Annotated in this window: 12 protein-coding genes; 6 read left to right on the top strand and 6 right to left on the bottom strand. The window is 62.1% G+C overall.

Annotated features, from left to right (window positions below):
- Positions 1–84 precede the first annotated feature (84 nt).
- From ACWHY3_RS12890 to ACWHY3_RS12865, 6 genes are all read right to left on the bottom strand, one after another.
- Complete coding sequence (locus tag ACWHY3_RS12890) at positions 85–1,326, bottom strand: alginate lyase family protein (RefSeq protein ID WP_448126686.1); 1,242 nt, start codon at positions 1,324–1,326, stop codon at positions 85–87.
- 29 nt (positions 1,327–1,355) lie between these two features.
- Positions 1,356–2,258, bottom strand: coding sequence for a polysaccharide lyase (locus tag ACWHY3_RS12885; protein ID WP_448126685.1), 903 nt, complete (start codon positions 2,256–2,258; stop codon positions 1,356–1,358).
- Positions 2,259–2,339: 81 nt separating this feature from the next.
- Positions 2,340–3,809, bottom strand: coding sequence for an HlyD family efflux transporter periplasmic adaptor subunit (locus ACWHY3_RS12880; protein ID WP_087719334.1), 1,470 nt, complete (start codon positions 3,807–3,809; stop codon positions 2,340–2,342).
- 26 nt (positions 3,810–3,835) lie between these two features.
- Positions 3,836–5,794, bottom strand: coding sequence for a glycosyltransferase (locus tag ACWHY3_RS12875; protein ID WP_448126684.1), 1,959 nt, complete (start codon positions 5,792–5,794; stop codon positions 3,836–3,838).
- 189 nt (positions 5,795–5,983) lie between these two features.
- Positions 5,984–7,396, bottom strand: coding sequence for a UDP-glucose dehydrogenase family protein (locus tag ACWHY3_RS12870; RefSeq protein ID WP_448126683.1), 1,413 nt, complete (start codon positions 7,394–7,396; stop codon positions 5,984–5,986).
- Positions 7,397–7,632: 236 nt separating this feature from the next.
- Positions 7,633–9,012 carry an IS1380 family transposase gene (locus tag ACWHY3_RS12865; protein WP_399590022.1) on the bottom strand — a complete coding sequence of 460 codons (1,380 nt, stop codon included), beginning with the start codon at positions 9,010–9,012 and terminating at the stop codon, positions 7,633–7,635.
- An 824-nt stretch (positions 9,013–9,836) separates the two neighbouring features.
- Here ACWHY3_RS12865 and ACWHY3_RS12860 point away from each other — a divergent pair.
- The 6 genes from ACWHY3_RS12860 to sufT all read left to right on the top strand — a co-directional run bounded on the left by ACWHY3_RS12860 (position 9,837) and on the right by sufT (position 15,888).
- Positions 9,837–10,316 (top strand): SUF system Fe-S cluster assembly regulator, encoded by a 480-nt coding sequence (locus ACWHY3_RS12860; RefSeq protein WP_087719331.1) that lies wholly within the window; start codon positions 9,837–9,839, stop codon positions 10,314–10,316.
- 108 nt (positions 10,317–10,424) lie between these two features.
- Positions 10,425–11,867 (top strand): Fe-S cluster assembly protein SufB, encoded by a 1,443-nt coding sequence (gene sufB, locus ACWHY3_RS12855; protein WP_087719330.1) that lies wholly within the window; start codon positions 10,425–10,427, stop codon positions 11,865–11,867.
- Positions 11,868–11,942: 75 nt separating this feature from the next.
- A complete protein-coding gene (sufC, locus tag ACWHY3_RS12850) occupies positions 11,943–12,695 on the top strand; it encodes a Fe-S cluster assembly ATPase SufC (protein WP_071233242.1) in 753 nt (250 codons plus the stop codon).
- Positions 12,692–14,029, top strand: a complete 1,338-nt coding sequence (sufD, locus tag ACWHY3_RS12845) for a Fe-S cluster assembly protein SufD (protein WP_087719329.1) — start codon at positions 12,692–12,694, stop codon at positions 14,027–14,029. Before sufC ends, sufD begins: the two co-directional genes overlap by 4 nt.
- A gap of 1 nt (position 14,030) precedes the next feature.
- Positions 14,031–15,272, top strand: a complete 1,242-nt coding sequence (locus tag ACWHY3_RS12840) for a SufS family cysteine desulfurase (protein WP_448126682.1) — start codon at positions 14,031–14,033, stop codon at positions 15,270–15,272.
- Positions 15,273–15,324: 52 nt separating this feature from the next.
- The gene (gene sufT / locus ACWHY3_RS12835) at positions 15,325–15,888 is read left to right on the top strand and encodes a putative Fe-S cluster assembly protein SufT (protein ID WP_087719327.1); all 564 of its coding nucleotides are present in this window, start codon (positions 15,325–15,327) and stop codon (positions 15,886–15,888) included.
- Positions 15,889–16,028: the final 140 nt, after the last annotated feature.

Below are 16,028 nucleotides of genomic sequence, written 5' to 3'. Positions count from 1 at the left end.
CCTGAACAGTGAATCGTCGGATCCCGAGGCCGTGATAAGGCTCGAACTCGAACCTCGGGACGAAATCAGGCGTCGGGCTCGAAATCAGGTATCGGGTTCGAACGTGGCGAGTTGCTGCTCTTCGGGTTCCGGCAGCGCGCGAGGCTGGGCTTTCGGATCCATGAAGTAGAGGGTGACGTAGCCCCCGGCACTGCGGTTGTCGATGGGCCGCTTCTGGCTGACGTAGTGGGAGATTCTCGGATCCTCTCGGTGCTGGAGATAGACCTCCATCCAGGCCAGGTACTGCTCGTCGTCCAGAAAGCCGTAGTACTGGGAATGAGTTGCCAGGTCACCCAGCGCTGCCGGGTCGTCGAAGGTGTCCAGCGCAAACTGGACCGCATCGTCGACGGTATGGCCGTCGTACTCGAAGTCGAACAGGTCGTAGCCTTGGCGGTAGGCCACCTGCATGGTGTTGACGAGGTACAGCAGGGCATAGTTCTGGTAGTGGCTGGCGCGTCGTCCACGAGCCATTTCGTGGGGCAAGGCCCCGCGCGGGGTCATGTCGCTGAGCGCCGAGTAGACGGCGCTGACGCCGAACTGGAAAAGCTCGTCGTCGTCCGTCAGTACGCCGATCATGCTGGCGTAGAGCGCTCGACGGTAGAAGTGGTTGTTGCAGCAGCTCGGGTCTCCGCCGCGAATGGACGAGTGCTGGTGGGCCAGCGTGTTGAGCCAGTGATTGATGCGTTCGATCGCCTCGGGACGCTTGTCCGCCACGACCGGACGCACGATGGAGTAGGCCATGGCGGCGGCAAACATCATCGACTCGGTCGAGTACCAGCCCTGGGGTTCGAGACGGTCGTAATAGAACTGGCTCAAGGCGTCTTGAGTCGCCCATTTGTCGAGAAACCGCACCAGGCAGTCGGCGTAGTAGTCATCCCCGGAGGCGACGTAGGCGCCAGCCAGATTGGAGACGGTGTCCTCGAAATCGAATAGTGGCTCGGAAGCCAGCTTCCAGGCCTGGGGCTGCGGATAGTAGCCGGGAATCCGGATGACACTGTCCAGCGCCGGCTTGGACAGCTCCTGTTGACAGCTGGGACCGGGCTCGAGCTGATCACTGTTGTACTGCAGCAGATCGTTGTCCGTCTGCTGCAGCAAGGCCATGCGTGCCTTGACGTCGAAATAGGAGGCATCGGGATCGGTGACCGTATATTCCGACAGATCCAGTTTCTGGCGCTGTTCGTAGCTCATCGCCTGGGCCGAAAGCGTCAGCCCCAAGGCGGTTACGCCCAATAGCATCGTGAGAGTGAGACGCAGGCCCACACGGCCTGCGAGTGACGTCCGTTTCATGAAAATCGACTCCCTGTCGAAAGGATGGATCACGCCCTGGGGGTCATCAGGGTGAAGTCGGCGAAATCGACGACCTGGTGACGCGGCGTGCGCCAGTCGCTGCCGTGACCGCCAAAGAAGGTCGAGAACATCAGGCCGTCGATATGCACGTCTTCAGTGGTGCGATAGACGATGCCCTGCTGCTCGAGAATCGGCTGGCCGTCGATCCAGACACGCGCAATGCCGTTGTCGCGGTCGGGATCGTTGAGCACGATCTCCTGCTCCACGCTGACCCACTGTCCCGGGGTGAAGCGCCATCGGCCACGGCCGACCGATTCGCCGTAGTCGGCGTCCTTATTGGCGACGTATTCGTAGAGCTCGCCCTGACCCTGCTTGCGCCACATGAAACGCATCGAGAAACCGTTCCTGCCCGTGACCTCGTCGCCGCCGGTGGGGCCGTCGCCGCCGTAGAGGCCCGGCAACTTGCCACCTTTGACGAAGTCGAAGCCGGGTTGAAAGCGAACCTGATAACGCAGGCAGGCGCGATCGGCCTGACGCAGCGCCGGCACCGGCATCACGAAACCGGCGCCGCCCTCTTCGGCATCGCTGGGTGACGAGCTGCCTTGTGGGTAGCTGACGCGCAGAGCGGGTGCGTCGAGCCCGCTCTCCTCGTTGCTCAGCACCTGCAGGTTCTGTTCACCCCAGCGTCGCTCGGCATCGAGCCCGCTCTTGACCCAGGCCTTGGGGTCGGCATTGGCCTGGATGCTCATGTCTAGAGCGTGCACCGGGGCGTAGCGTGTCGAGCAGGCCGATACCTGTGGCCGGGCGAGATCACCGTCACTGGCGGCCTGCGCGGGCAGGGAGACGACAGTCAACGCGCCGGCGATCAGCGCCGCCGTGCCCGAAAGGCGCAATGAGCGGCGGTTGGCATTGTCGAGCTGGGATCGCGTCATGGTCATTTCCTCGGCAAGGTTCGTTTGCGATGGGTTTCGGTAGCGCTTCACGGTCGCTTCACGCGACGGCCAGTCGAAGGCTCAGTTCATGGCGCTTTTCATCCCGTCGGCGGCACTCGTCCACAGCGATTGAACACCCTGATACATGGCGCGGCCCGCCTGGTAGGTCCACTCCGCGGCCGTGTCGAGCATCGGCGCTTCGGTGAAGCGGACGTCGACCGGTGTACCCACGGCGCCGGCCGGCAACGTCTCTTCCGGTACCAGCAGCACGCTCGCCACGTTCTGCTGCTGGCGCACCCAGTCCGGGAAGCCGGCACGCGGCTGGCGTTCGACATCGAGCGCGACGCTACGCACACGCGCGGGAATCGGCTCCGATGCGTTGGGCAGGGCGATATAGGCCTGCTGGTGGTTCTCGATATCGCCGATGTCTTCCATATGCACCAGCGCCTCGACCATGACGTCGTTGTTGTGGGTGCTGACCAGCGTCATGACACGATCGCCTTCGTTGACGTAGGTGCCGCCGGCAGCGCTGAGTGCCCAGGCCACTTCACAGTCACACGGGCTGTAGATGGTGTTGGCCGATACCCGCGCCTTGTAGGCATCGATACGCGAACTTTCGTAGTCACGAGCCGTTTCGAACTGCTCCACCCGAGTCCTCGCGATTTCCGGCGACAGAGTCTCGTAACCCAGCTCGCCGTCTGCGGGGTTGGAGGATGTCGCCACGCTGACCTTGTGGTTGCCAGCATCGTCGAGGCTGTCCTGTAGGTTGTCGATCAGGCGCTTGTTGTAGTCGAACGAGGCTTGGGACAGCAGCAGATCGTTCTGGAGTTCGGCGTTATTGACCTGGATCAGTGGCTGGTCGCGCTCGACCTTGTCGCCGGCGTTGAGTTCCAGATCTTTCAACTGGCCGGCGCCGGGCGCCAGGATATCCGTTCGCGGCGCCGTCACCGCGGCAAAGCTCGGCTCGATCAGAAAGACGTTGCGATAGACCGTCGCGGCAACTGCCGCCGTCAAGACGCCCGCGGCGACGAGCAACGCCATATAGCGGAACATGGGAACGCGACGCTTGGGCTTGGTGGCCGGTGTCGCGACGTTGCCACGGCGCTTGCGGGGTGTCTGGGCATCCTGCGGGTCGACCAGACCATCGAGACTGACATGGCGTCCGCTCATCTGGGCGCGAATCACCCGGCGCAGGATATCGCGCTGGCGGGACTCCATCTGGGTGAATTCGAACGCGACGCGCTGTTGGCGCGCGTCGCCGATCTCGCGCAGTGGGCGTGCCATCGCGGGCAGGGCCAGTTCGACACCGCTGGCGGTCAGCATCAGCGCAACGGGGATCTCGCGTTGAAGCTCTAGATGCATCGAGGTCTCGGCGGAAAAGCCTCCCATCGAGAGATCGTGGCCCTTGACGACCCGATCATCCCCCAGACGAACGTTGAAGGGCATTTCGACGCGGACATGGCGGCGCTCGTCGCGGCGTTCATGGCGCAACTGGTCCGGGTCCCGGGGGGTGTCGTTGTCGTGGCCTGACAGGCGGTCATGATCTGACATGGTGATGTCTCCTTGAAATTCCCTGGCTACTGGCGGTTCTGGGCCAGCGCGTTTTCTTCCATGTGGCTGCCTTCGAGCGACAGCGATAGCGCCGTCAGCTGGATAGCGTGACCGGCAAGCTGAATCTGACAGGGCTGCTGGGCGTCACAGTCGAACTTGCCAGCACTGGCGAGCGTGGTGTCGCCGGAACGGATCTGCGATGCGAGCCCGGTGCCGACCTCCAGCGTGGTCGGGGCGTCCGGGTCGCCATAGCCGTGAAGTCTGGTGCCGCGAATCCTGTCCAGCGAGGCGACCTGGTCGTTGAATCGGGCATCGATCCGGTAGTGGCCGGCCGGCAGATGAATACTGCCGCCCTCCGGTGCATCGGTCAGCGTCAGCGCGAGCCAGCGGTTGTCGGCGGCGTCTTCCTCGAGCGTCTCCGGCTGGGCGCCGGTCATCGCCGCGATCGACAGGCGATCGGCCGGGGCCATGATGCCGCCGAAGACGGCCAGCACGAATATCAGGCCACCTAAGTAGAGGGCGTGGATGAAATGGCCGCCCAGTCGCTGGCGACGGGCTGCGCGAGGATCGTCGGGCTCGCCGGCGGAAATGCCCTGGCGTGACCATTTCTGGCGGTTGAAGCGAAAGCTGACATAGGTCTTCAGGATCGCGCCGCTGAGCTGGTTGTAGTAGAGCATCGGCACCCACAGTGCGCTCCAGCGTCCGCGCTGCCAGGCCAGTACCAGGCTGGTCAGGCCGCGGGTCATCAGGATCCACAGCAGGTAGGCGAAGATGAACGATGGGCGCACGAACAGCGTCAGCATGATGGCAATGGTGGGGCCGATCAGCGTGGTCCACATGGAAAGCCGCTGGTCGACGAGGCTCCACCAGGTGAACCAGCCCATGCGGCTTGGCCCCAGTGCGATGGCACGGCCGTTGGTGCGCAGCATGTTGCCGAACCAGCGGCGCATCAGATCGAGTGTCGACTTGAAGAATCGACGACGCTCGGGCAACTCCTCGAAGCCGGTGACGTAGACATCCGGAAGGTAGAGCATCTTCCAGCGGTTCTTGAGCAGCCAGAACCAGGTCGACTTGTCATCGCCGGAGAGGAACTTGAAGTTGCCGAAACGCCAGTGCTCGACGTGGTCGTTCTCGACCAGCTCGATGAACTCGGGCTCCGTGGCGAGATCGGCACGAAACGCGCTGTAGCGGCCGGTCAGGACGAGCAGTCGCTCGGATACCGAGGTCGAGCTCATGACCAGGTGACGCTGGGCGTAGCGCAGGTCGTACCACTCCTTGGTCACGTCGTTGCCGATGACCACCGCGTTATTGTTGGTGGTGATCGCGCCCAGATCATCCTTGGCCAGAAAGAACGACAGCGAACGTTCCAGCGTGCCGGGTTCGATGCGGATGTCACCGTCCATGCTGACCAGCAGCGAGCGGTGTGTCGGCATGCAGCGGGAGATGGCGCGCAACACCTCGGCCATGGCCGAGCGTTTGCCATCACCTTTCTGGAACATGTAACGCACGCTGACGTTGTCGGGCCAGCCATGCTCCTCCATCACCTGGTCGATGATGTCGACATCGCTGCGATCGGCGATGGCGGCGAACAGCGTCGTCGGCACGCCATAATTCGCGGCATCACGAATCAGGGCGTCGTAGACGGCGAAAGTGACCTCGGTGTCGATCCGAAACGAGGTACACAGGATATAGAGCGCGTCCGGCGTCTCTCTGGCGCCGACGGCATCGGCCTCGGCCCGCAGCCGAGGAAACATGCGGCGGTTGTACCAGACGGAACGTACCGCCTGCACGAACCACCACGAGTAGCGCCAGGCCCCTATCAGGCCCACGGCGAAGATGAAGCTCTTCGAGCCGGGGTGAAAGACTTCGCCCGGCAGATGGGTCACCAGCAGCAGGGTCAGCGTCGCCAGCAGTAGGATGACCGTCGCTTCGGTCGCTACCGAGGCTTTGCTGGGCCTGGCACGGGTGTAGTTGATATGGCTCATCGGGATGTCCTTGGGGTCGTTCCTTGACGTCGTCCCTTGCCCTTGGGGTCGTTCCTTGACGTCGTCCCTTGCGCGTCTGCCGAATCCGCCTAGCAGACGCTAAGTTCCTGTAGACCCGTGCAATGGCACCGGCCTGAACCGTGATGGAAATCGGGGCGGCGGCGGCCTATTGCTACCGCCGGACAGGTGTTACAGCGTGTAGGCGATGCCCGGGCCGCTGCGCTCGGCCTGTGAGGTCAACGGCGCAGGGGCTTCGGAGGGTTGAGAGATGCGCAGCGAGTCGGCGCGACCGACCGCGAAGTAGAGCAGGCCAGCGGCACGCACGCTTTCCGGGTTGAACAGGTTGCGGCCATCGATGATCGCTGGCGTGGTCAGCTGTTCGCGCAGGCGGCGGAAGTCGACGGTGCGGAAAGCCTTCCACTCGGTGCAGATGACCAGCGCATCGGCGCCTTCGAGGGTGTTGTCACGACGTTTCGTCAGAACCAGGTCGTCCCGCTCGCCGTAAATTCGCTGACACTCCTTCATGGCTTCCGGATCGTAGGCACGAATCTTGCCGCCGGCTGCCCATACCGCTTCCATCAGCTCGCGACTCGGGGCTTCGCGCATGTCGTCGGTGTTGGGTTTGAACGCCAGCCCCCAGACGGCGATGGTCTTGCCTTGCAGGTCACCGTCGAGTGCTTGAGACAGCTTGGTGTAAAGGCTCGCCTTCTGGCGGTAATTGACGGCCTCGACCGCGTTGAGCAGTTCCGCCTCGTAGCCGACGCCGCTGGCGGTACGGGCGAGCGCCTGAACGTCCTTCGGAAAGCAGGAGCCGCCATAGCCGCAGCCGGGATAGATGAAGCTGTAGCCGATGCGCGGGTCGCTGCCGATACCCCGGCGCACGTTTTCGACATCGGCACCGAGTCGCTCGGCCAGATTCGACACTTCGTTCATGAAGCTGATCTTGGTCGCCAGCATGGCATTGGCGGCATACTTGGTCAGTTCGGCGCTGCGGATGTCCATGAACATCAGCTTTTCCTGGCGCCGGTTGTAGGGTGCGTAGCACTCGCGCATCAGCGGTTCGACGCGGGGGGAATCGCAGCCGATGATGATGCGTGCGCCCTGCGAGAAATCTTCGACGGCAGAACCTTCCTTGAGGAACTCGGGGTTCGAACAGACGTCGAAGGGGATGTCCACGTCGCGCTGCTGCAGCCGGCGGGAAATGGCGTCAGTGACACGGTCTGCCGTCCCTACGGGCACGGTGGATTTGTCGATGACCAGCTTGTACTCCTGCATGTGGGTAGCAATGGTATCTGCCACGCTGAGGACGTATTTCAGGTCGGCGCTGCCATCTTCGTCCGGCGGTGTACCTACGGCGATGAACTGCAGGGTGCCGAAATTGGCCGCCACTGCAGGGTCGGTGGTGAACAGCAGGCGTTCTTCGGCCACGTTCTGTTTGATCAGTGCTTCCAGACCAGGCTCATAGATAGGGACGATGCCGTTCTCGAGGCCTGTGATCTTGTCGCTGTCGACATCCATGCACATGACTTCATGGCCGGCATCGGCGAGGCAGGTTCCGGTAACGAGACCTACATAACCCGTTCCAAAGATGGTAATCCGCATGATCCCGCCTCATTCACGAGGGTGCTGATTGAGCGGTCTGAAGGTACTGACTGGTGGCATCGCTTATCAGGATCGGCTTCTTCAGCGCGAATAGCTGTTGAGTAATGCCAAAACGCTGAAATTTCCCCGCTTCCTTATAGCTCTTTGGAATCAATGGCGACCGTCCAAGCAGCCGTGATCGCCGCCCGCCGCTCCGGTCGCTCGCTTTCTGATGCTGTGGTGGTCTCGCAGAAGCGTCAGCTCAGTGCGGTCAGCTTCGGCAGCCCCTTCAGCAGCGTCGGCCACCACTTGTCGGCGGCGGCACCCAGATGAACGGTGATTCGCCGAGCGTGCAGTCTCAGCGTGGCGGCGACCTTCAGCACCTGCTCGCGCATCCGGCTGAGGCTCCAGCCTTGCCGGGTCTGCCGCTCCAGCAGGCAGCGCAGGCCATGCAGGACCTGGTAGGCGTAGAGGCTGAGCAGCAGGCTCACCTCGTTGCGTGCCATCACGTCCTGAACGGTGGAGGCGCCGCGATCGGTCGACGAGAGGTGCACGTCGAGCGCCGACTTCACCTCGCCCATGTGCGCCTCGGCGCTGCCGCGCTTGCGGTAGAGCGCCAGGACCTTCTCCGGCGGCCAGTCGAACTTGCCGAGGTTGGTGACCAGGAAGAAGGCATGCAGCAGCAGGTCATCGGGGCGTTCCTGCACCACCAGCACCACGCGACGCGGTGCCGACCAAGAGCCCGCTTGATACTCCAGATCGTGGCACCACTCGCGAGGCTGCTCGGGTGGCCGGCCGGGTGGCCGCTTCAGGTGCGGTGCCGCCAGTTTCTGCAGGCCGGAGTGACTGCGCAGTCGGCCCAGGTACTCGATGTCGCACTCTTCCAGGGCCTCCAGCGTCGCGTTGTCGGTGAAACCGGCGTCGATGCGCACCCGAACCTGGGCGCCGGTGCTCTCGTTGAGTCGCCGCACCAGATGCGGGATCCAGGTGTCGGCGTTCTCGGCCGGGCCGGCGTTGCCCTCGCGCAGCAGGCCGCCCACCATGTCGCCGGTTTCTGCCAGCGAGGCGACCAGCGGTGAATAGATCCGCGCGCCGTACAGGCCATGATAGGCCGAGCCGCCCTGGTGGCCGTGGACCTCGATCGGCAGGCCGTCGATGTCCAGCGTCAGCTGCTTGGGGCGCTCGCCGTTCTTCAGCGCGGTCAGGCGCCAGATCACCAGTCGCAGCAGGCCTTCGTGCACGGCATCGATATTGTCGCAGCGCCCGAGGCAGGTCAGCAGCCGCGACAGCGTGGCTTGAGAGGGCCGGTCCTGGGCCAGGGGCGTTGTCCCGCGCGCATCGCTGCAGGCCAGCTGCCAGAGCGGATCACGGCGCAGCGTGTCGGTATCGCTGAGGTCGATCCAGCCCATCGCACGCTGCAGCACCAGGGTACGCAACTGGCTGGCCAGCGAATGAAGGATGCGCAGCGGGTGGCGTCGATCGACCAGATTGTCTTCCAGCGCCTCAATCACGCCGCTGTTGTCGAGGGCCTCACGCAACAGCAGAGCGCCGCTGTCGCTGGTAGTGCGCTGGCCGCTCAGCTCAACACGGACAGCGCCGTTGCATGAGGGCGTCCAGGTGGATAGGCTTTCACCCATAGCGGATGGCTCTCTTGGTTCAGATTCTTGGCGGAACACACTGAATTTTCAAGAGAATACCATCCGCTATCTTCGTTTTCGGGCCGGCCTCATGAATAAGCCGGGATGATGGCTCTCCTTGCTGATTCGTATCGTTATGTGTCCGACGTTCACGAGCTTGTCTCGTGGCATCGGTCATTCGATATGCCAGTCATTGGCATTCATATGAGTGTTGAACACGGCAATTTATCATCCGCTGCAAAGACATCACGTCCTGCAAAGCGTCACTAATGGGGCGATGAGGATTACGAAAGCCAATCAAATCCGAGGCTAATTTTCATTAAGATGTCAAGCCTTTGATTTTAGTGGTCTTTAAGATCTTTGTTCTTTACAGCTAATGACAAACAGTGTTTCCGAAATACGAGGACAACGTTAGTTTCAAAGCGTCTTTCGTTCCAATTCAGGAAAAGCTCATGTAAAGAAGAATGCGGCTTTAGTGTCGTTCTATTGCACAGCGTGTGACTTTATGACGACATCTATTGTCTCTGGTTGGAGACGCCAAAAAGGCGTTCTGAAGCGGTTTTGGTAACTTTATTTTTCCAATGGGTGTGATTGGGAAATTTAGTTTTCCGAGTTTTTCTTTTTGTGTTCTTTTGATGTTGCGTAATTCAACGACACCAAGTGTCTATGAATGGCTTCCTCGTTCCTGATGGCATCGACGGTGCTCGGGCAGGCAGTCAGGTAGGGGCCGCGGTCCTCTGGCGAGACCAAGGGTTCACAGCGTGTGCAAAGAGGACTAAAATGGTCCTATATAGCGGCTGTCAGGATCGAGAGGGCATCACGGCATGCTGAAACTATCGAAATTGACGGATTATGCGGCGGTGATCATGGCGCAGATCGCGCGGGATCCCGAGCAGGCGCATACAGCGGCTGAACTGGCGGCACGCGTGAGCCTTCCGCACCCCACGGTAGGAAAGACGCTCAAGATGCTTTCCCGAAGCGGTTTGCTCGAATCCCGCCGCGGTTCTCATGGGGGGTACGTGCTTTCCCGATCTCCGGCGGAGATCACCGCCAGCGACATCATTGCCGCCATCGAGGGGCCGATCGGCATGACCGAGTGCAGCCATGCCGATGGGGACTGCGAGCTGATGGACACCTGTGGCGTTGCCGACAACTGGCAGCGGGTGTCACAGGCGATACGGACACTGCTCGACTGTGTCACGTTGGCGCATCTCGCTCAGTCCAGCCCGCTCAAGTTGCCGGTGCAGTTACCGATTCAAAGCGTGACGTTGCCTTCGACGACCGGGGCAGTGCGCGAACATTAAGAAGACGTGGCAATGGCAGGTGCGGTGGCGGTGAGAGTTTGCCGCTTCTCGTGTCCAGCCGGGATTGCATCTTCGTCATAAGACTCTCGGTGGAGAGGAGAGAAGACCATGGCTAGCGAAGAGATGGAGCAGTTGGTCCGTCGCGAATACAAGCAGGGATTCGTGACCGACATCGAAAGCGATACCGTGCCGCCGGGCCTGGATGAAAGCACGATCGCCTTCATTTCCCAGAAGAAAGAAGAGCCACAATGGATGCTCGATTGGCGCCTCGAAGCCTATCATCAGTGGCTCAAGATGACGCCGCCGTCCTGGGCGCATCTCGAATATCCCCCCATCGACTATCAGGCAATCTCCTATTTCAGTGCGCCGAAGAAGCCGGAAGACCGCCCTCAGAGCCTGGACGAGGTCGACCCCAAGCTGCTGGAAACTTACGAAAAGCTGGGTATTCCGCTGCACGAGCGGGCGGCGCTGGCGGGGGTGGCCGTCGATGCCGTTTTCGATTCGGTATCGGTGACCACGACGTTCAAGGAGAAGCTCCACGAGGCCGGGGTCATCTTCTGCTCCATCTCCGAGGCGATTCGCGAGTACCCGGAACTGGTGCGCCAGTATCTGGGGACGGTAGTGCCGCAGGCCGACAACTATTTCGCCGCGCTCAACTCCGCGGTCTTCACCGATGGCTCGTTCGTCTACGTACCGGAAGGCGTCAAGTGCCCGATGGAGCTGTCGACCTACTTCCGGATCAACGCCGCCAATACCGGCCAGTTCGAGCGTACGCTGATCATCTGCGACAAGCAGGCGCAGGTTTCCTACCTCGAAGGCTGTACCGCGCCGATGCGTGACGAGAACCAGCTCCACGCGGCGGTGGTCGAGCTGGTCGCGCTGGAAGATGCCTACATCAAGTACTCCACGGTGCAGAACTGGTATCCGGGCGACGAGGAAGGCAAGGGCGGCATCTACAACTTCGTGACCAAGCGTGGCGACTGCCGTGGCGACCGTTCCCGCATCAGCTGGACGCAGGTCGAGACCGGCTCCGCCATCACCTGGAAGTACCCCTCCTGCATGCTGCGTGGCAAGGAGAGCATCGGCGAGTTCTATTCGGTCGCGGTGACCAACGGTCGCCAGCAGGCCGACACCGGCACCAAGATGATCCACATCGGCGAGAATACCCGCTCGACGATCGTCGCCAAGGGCATCGCCGCCGGTCGCAGCGATCAGGCCTACCGTGGTCTGGTCAAAATCGGGCCGCGGGCCAAGGGCGCACGCAACTATACCCAGTGTGATTCGCTGTTGATCGGCGACCAGTGCGGCGCCCACACGTTCCCCTATCAGGAGATCGGCAACAGCACTGCCACCGTCGAGCACGAGGCCACCACGTCCAAGATCGCCGACGATCAGCTGTTCTACTGCCGCGCGCGCGGGATCGACGAAGAGGACGCGGTAAGCATGATCGTCAACGGCTTCTGCAAGGACGTCTTCCAGGAGTTGCCGATGGAGTTTGCGGTCGAGGCCGAGGCGCTGCTCAACGTCACGCTGGAAGGTTCGGTGGGCTGATTCGCCGCCACTGTCGAATTCATATGCCAATTCGGGAGGCTGCGTCGGCGGTCTCTCTCGTTTCAAGGGTTTCACATGCTCGAAGTCAAAGATCTTCACGTTACGGTCGAGGACAAAGCGATCCTCAAGGGCCTCAATCTGACCATCAATGCCGGTGAGGTCCATGCCATCATGGGGCCGAACGGCGCGGGCAAGTCGACGCTGTCGGCCGTGATCGCCGGCAAGGATGGCTACGAGGTGACGCAGGGCACGATCCTGTTCGAAGGTCAGGACGTGCTCGAAATGGAAATCGAAGAGCGGGCTCGCGCCGGTCTGCTGCTCGGTTTCCAGTACCCGGTCGAGATTCCCGGGGTCAAGAACATCTACCTGCTCAAGGCGGCGCTCAATGCCCAGCGTGCCGCGCGCGGGGAAGGAGAGATCCCGGCGCCGGAGTTCATGAAGCTGGTGCGCGAAAAGAGCGCCGAGATGAAGATGGACCCGAGCTTCCTGCAGCGAGCGGTCAACGAAGGATTCTCCGGCGGCGAGAAGAAGCGCAACGAGATTCTGCAAATGCTGGTGCTGCAGCCGAAGCTGGCGATGCTCGACGAGATCGACTCCGGCCTCGATATCGATGCCATGAAGGTCGTCGCCGACGGCGTCAACTCGCTGCGTGACGCTAATCGCGCCATTCTGCTGGTAACGCACTATCAGCGCCTGCTCAATCACATCGAGCCGGATCATGTTCATGTGCTGGTCGATGGTCGTATCGTCAAGAGCGGCGACAAGGACCTGGCGCTGGAACTCGAAGCCCGCGGTTACGATTGGGTGCTGGAGGGATCTGCCGCATGAGTGCACCGGAACGCTTTCTCGAGCGTCTGACCGCACGCCGCGCCGAAGACCCCAGCTGGGTCGCGGCACGGCGCCAGGCCGGCGCGGCGCGCTTCGAGGCAATGGGTTTTCCCACGCGACGTGACGAAGAGTGGAAATATACCGACGTGCGCCGTATTGCCGAGGGCGATTTCGCTCTGGCGACGGACGCCGCGTTCGACACTGCCCGCTTCGACGAGCAGCGCCTGGATATCGACGCCTATCGGCTGGTACTGGTCGACGGCGTGTTCAGTGCCGAGCTGTCCCGGCTCGACGGCCTGCCTGCCGGCGTTTCCCTCGAACCGCTGTCCAAGGCAATGGCTACCAACCACGAGGCAGTAGGCGGTTCGCTCGGCCGTCTGGCGGGTGTCGATTTCTCGCCGTTCACGGCGCTCAATACCGCCTTCGCCGAAGAGGGCGTCATCGTGCGTCTGGCACCCGGTACGGTGGTCGACAAGCCGATCTACGTGCTGCTGCTGTCGCGGGCCAACGAACGGCCGGTGATGAGCCATCCGCGGGTACTGATCGAAGCGGGCGCGCGCGCCGAGGCGACGATCGTCGAACATTATTCGGGCGAGCCCGACGCCGCCAATTTCACCAACGTGGTGACCGAAGTGCTGCTCGATCGCGGCGCCATCGTCGATCACTACAAGTTGCAGGAAGCGGCGCTGACGGATCTGCACGTGGCCAGCATCCACGTCGATCAGGGGCGCGACAGCCGCTTCAACTCGTACAACCTGAACCTTGGCGGGGCGCTGGTACGTACCGATCTGGTGACGGATATCAATGCCGAAGGCGCCGAAGCGGCCTATAACGGGTTGTTCTTCGTCCAGGGGCGTCAGCACGTCGACAACCACACGCTGGTCAATCACAACGCGCCGCGCACGTTCTCCAACGAGAACTACAAGGGTGTGCTAGATGACCGTTCTCGTGGCGTGTTCAACGGCAAAGTCTTCGTCAAGAAGGACGCGCAGCAGATCGAGGCGTACCAGAACAACGCCAACCTGCTGCTGTCCGACCGTGCCGAGATCGACACCAAGCCGGAGCTGGTGATCTACGCCGACGACGTCAAATGTTCCCACGGCGCTACCACAGGCCAACTGGACGAGGAAGCCGTCTATGCGCTGCGTAGCCGCGGCATCGACGAGCCGATGGCCCGGGCGCTGCTGACATTGGCCTTCGTCGGCGAAGTCATGGACAAGGTGCGCCTCAACATCATTGCCGAGCGCGTCGAACGGGCCGTTGCGGGACGTCTGCCGGATCGTTTCAACCTGGCTGATCTGGTGGAAACCGCCGAGGCGATTCAGGAGGCTTGAGATGACCGCGATTACCGATCTGACGCTGGACCTGGCGGCCGTACGTCGGGATTTTCCGATTCTCGAGCGTGAGGTTCACGGTCGACCGCTGATCTACCTCGACAACGCGGCCACCAGTCAGACGCCGGTGGCGGTCATCGACAGCCTCAGCGACTACTACCGTCGTTACAACGCCAATATCCATCGCGGGCTGCATACGCTGGCCGACGAGGCGACGGCGGCCTTCGAAGGCGTGCGCACCACGGTTCAGCGCCACCTCAATGCCTTCGAGCCGCGCGAGATCGTGTTCACGCGGGGGACCACCGAGGCGATCAATCTGGTCGCCAACAGCTGGGGCCGGGCCAACCTGAAGGCGGGCGACGAGGTGGTGATCTCGTTGATGGAGCATCACTCCAACATCGTGCCCTGGCAGTTGCTCGAGCGTGAGCTGGGGATCGTGATCAAGGTCATCCCCGTCGATGCGCGAGGCGTACTCGATCAGGAGGCCTATCGCGAGATGCTGGGCGAGCGGACCAGGCTGGTCTGCGTCAACCATGTCTCCAATGCGCTGGGCACGATCAATCCCATTGCCGAGATGGCGCGCGATGCCCATGCCGGCGGTGCGCTCATGCTGGTCGATGGCGCCCAGGCTGTGCCGCATCAGGCGGTCGACGTGCAGGCGCTGGATGCCGACTTCTACGCCTTCTCGGGTCACAAGGTCTATGGGCCGATGGGGGCCGGGGCGCTGTATGCCAAGGCTTCCATCCTCGAGTCCATGCCGCCGTGGCAGGGTGGCGGAGAGATGATCTCGCGAGTCTCCTTCGATCGTGGCACTGAATTCGCGGCCGTTCCGCACCGGTTCGAGGCGGGAACGCCTTCGGTGGCCGATGTCATCGCCATGGGCGCGGGACTGGACTGGGTCAACGCGCTCGGCATCGAGCGGCTGTCGGCCTGGGAGCAGTGGCTGCTGGATCATGCGACCCAGAAGCTCGAACAGATCGACGGGCTGAGAATCATCGGCACGGCACCGGAGAAGGCGGGCGTGATTTCGTTTCTCGTCGACGGTGCGCATGCCCAGGATATCGGTCTGTTGATCGATCAGTTGGGTGTGGCGATTCGCACCGGACATCACTGCGCCCAACCGGTATTGAGTCATTTCGGTGTCGAGGCGACCTGTCGTGCCTCGCTGGCAGTCTACAACACGCCGGAAGAGGTCGATGCGTTCGTCGAGGCCTTGCAGCGCGTGCTGGGCATGCTGCGCTGAGCCGGTTCCGGCTTCCGGCGTGTCCGGGCCGGCAATTCTGTCAGGAGCAACGATGGATCCGCTAAACGAGGTCTACAAGGGTCAGGAAATGCCGCTGCAGCGGGATGTCGATGTCATTTCGATTCCGTTCGGCAAGACCATCACGCTGGCCGAGGACAGCACCGTGGTGGTGATGCAGGCCAAGGGCAACTCGATTACCGTCAGCTACGAAGGCCGTCTCTATCTGATCGAAGGCCATGATCTCGACGCGCTGGGGCTGAAGGCGCTCGAGCGGCCGACGCTGGATCCCGATGCGACGGAAGCGGAAATGGAAGCTTTCGTCTGGGAGCAGTTGCGGACATGCTTCGACCCGGAGATACCGGTCAACATCGTCGATCTGGGACTGGTCTATGGCTGTCGTATCGAGCGCCTGCTTACCGGCGAACGCATGGTGACCATTCGCATGACGCTGACGGCGCCCGGTTGCGGCATGGGCGACGTGATCGCTGAAGACGCGCGGCGCAAGATTCTCGGTGCGCCGCAGTTCTCCAAGGTTCACGTGGAAATCGTTTTCGATCCTCCCTGGAGCCGTGAGATGATGAGCGAAGAGGCGCGCCTCGAGCTGGGAATGTTCTAGGATCGACGGACCCTGGCACGCTGCATGGAGCCATGCTCCCGGGCTGCGCGAGCCGGTTTCTGGCAGGATAACGAACGCGACATGCTGATTGACATCTCTAATCGCTATTCGACTCCCGGCTGGGGCGCCCGACGATCGCT

Source organism: Salinicola sp. NYA28a (assembly GCF_976982775.1).
The sequence above is the reverse complement of the archived record's forward strand: the minus strand, read 5'-3'. Positions and strand labels throughout refer to the sequence as shown.

Bases quoted from the DNA above. Each gene is read 5' to 3' on its own strand.
- ACWHY3_RS12890 (WP_448126686.1), bottom strand. From the start codon at position 1,326: ATGAAACGGACGTCACTCGCAGGCCGTGTGGGCCTGCGTCTCACTCTC.
- ACWHY3_RS12885 (WP_448126685.1), bottom strand. From the start codon at position 2,258: ATGACGCGATCCCAGCTCGACAATGCCAACCGCCGCTCATTGCGCCTT.
- ACWHY3_RS12880 (WP_087719334.1), bottom strand. From the start codon at position 3,809: ATGTCAGATCATGACCGCCTGTCAGGCCACGACAACGACACCCCCCGG.
- ACWHY3_RS12875 (WP_448126684.1), bottom strand. From the start codon at position 5,794: ATGAGCCATATCAACTACACCCGTGCCAGGCCCAGCAAAGCCTCGGTA.
- ACWHY3_RS12870 (WP_448126683.1), bottom strand. From the start codon at position 7,396: ATGCGGATTACCATCTTTGGAACGGGTTATGTAGGTCTCGTTACCGGA.
- ACWHY3_RS12865 (WP_399590022.1), bottom strand. From the start codon at position 9,012: ATGGGTGAAAGCCTATCCACCTGGACGCCCTCATGCAACGGCGCTGTC.
- ACWHY3_RS12860 (WP_087719331.1), top strand. From the start codon at position 9,837: ATGCTGAAACTATCGAAATTGACGGATTATGCGGCGGTGATCATGGCG.
- sufB (WP_087719330.1), top strand. From the start codon at position 10,425: ATGGCTAGCGAAGAGATGGAGCAGTTGGTCCGTCGCGAATACAAGCAG.
- sufC (WP_071233242.1), top strand. From the start codon at position 11,943: ATGCTCGAAGTCAAAGATCTTCACGTTACGGTCGAGGACAAAGCGATC.
- sufD (WP_087719329.1), top strand. From the start codon at position 12,692: ATGAGTGCACCGGAACGCTTTCTCGAGCGTCTGACCGCACGCCGCGCC.
- ACWHY3_RS12840 (WP_448126682.1), top strand. From the start codon at position 14,031: ATGACCGCGATTACCGATCTGACGCTGGACCTGGCGGCCGTACGTCGG.
- sufT (WP_087719327.1), top strand. From the start codon at position 15,325: ATGGATCCGCTAAACGAGGTCTACAAGGGTCAGGAAATGCCGCTGCAG.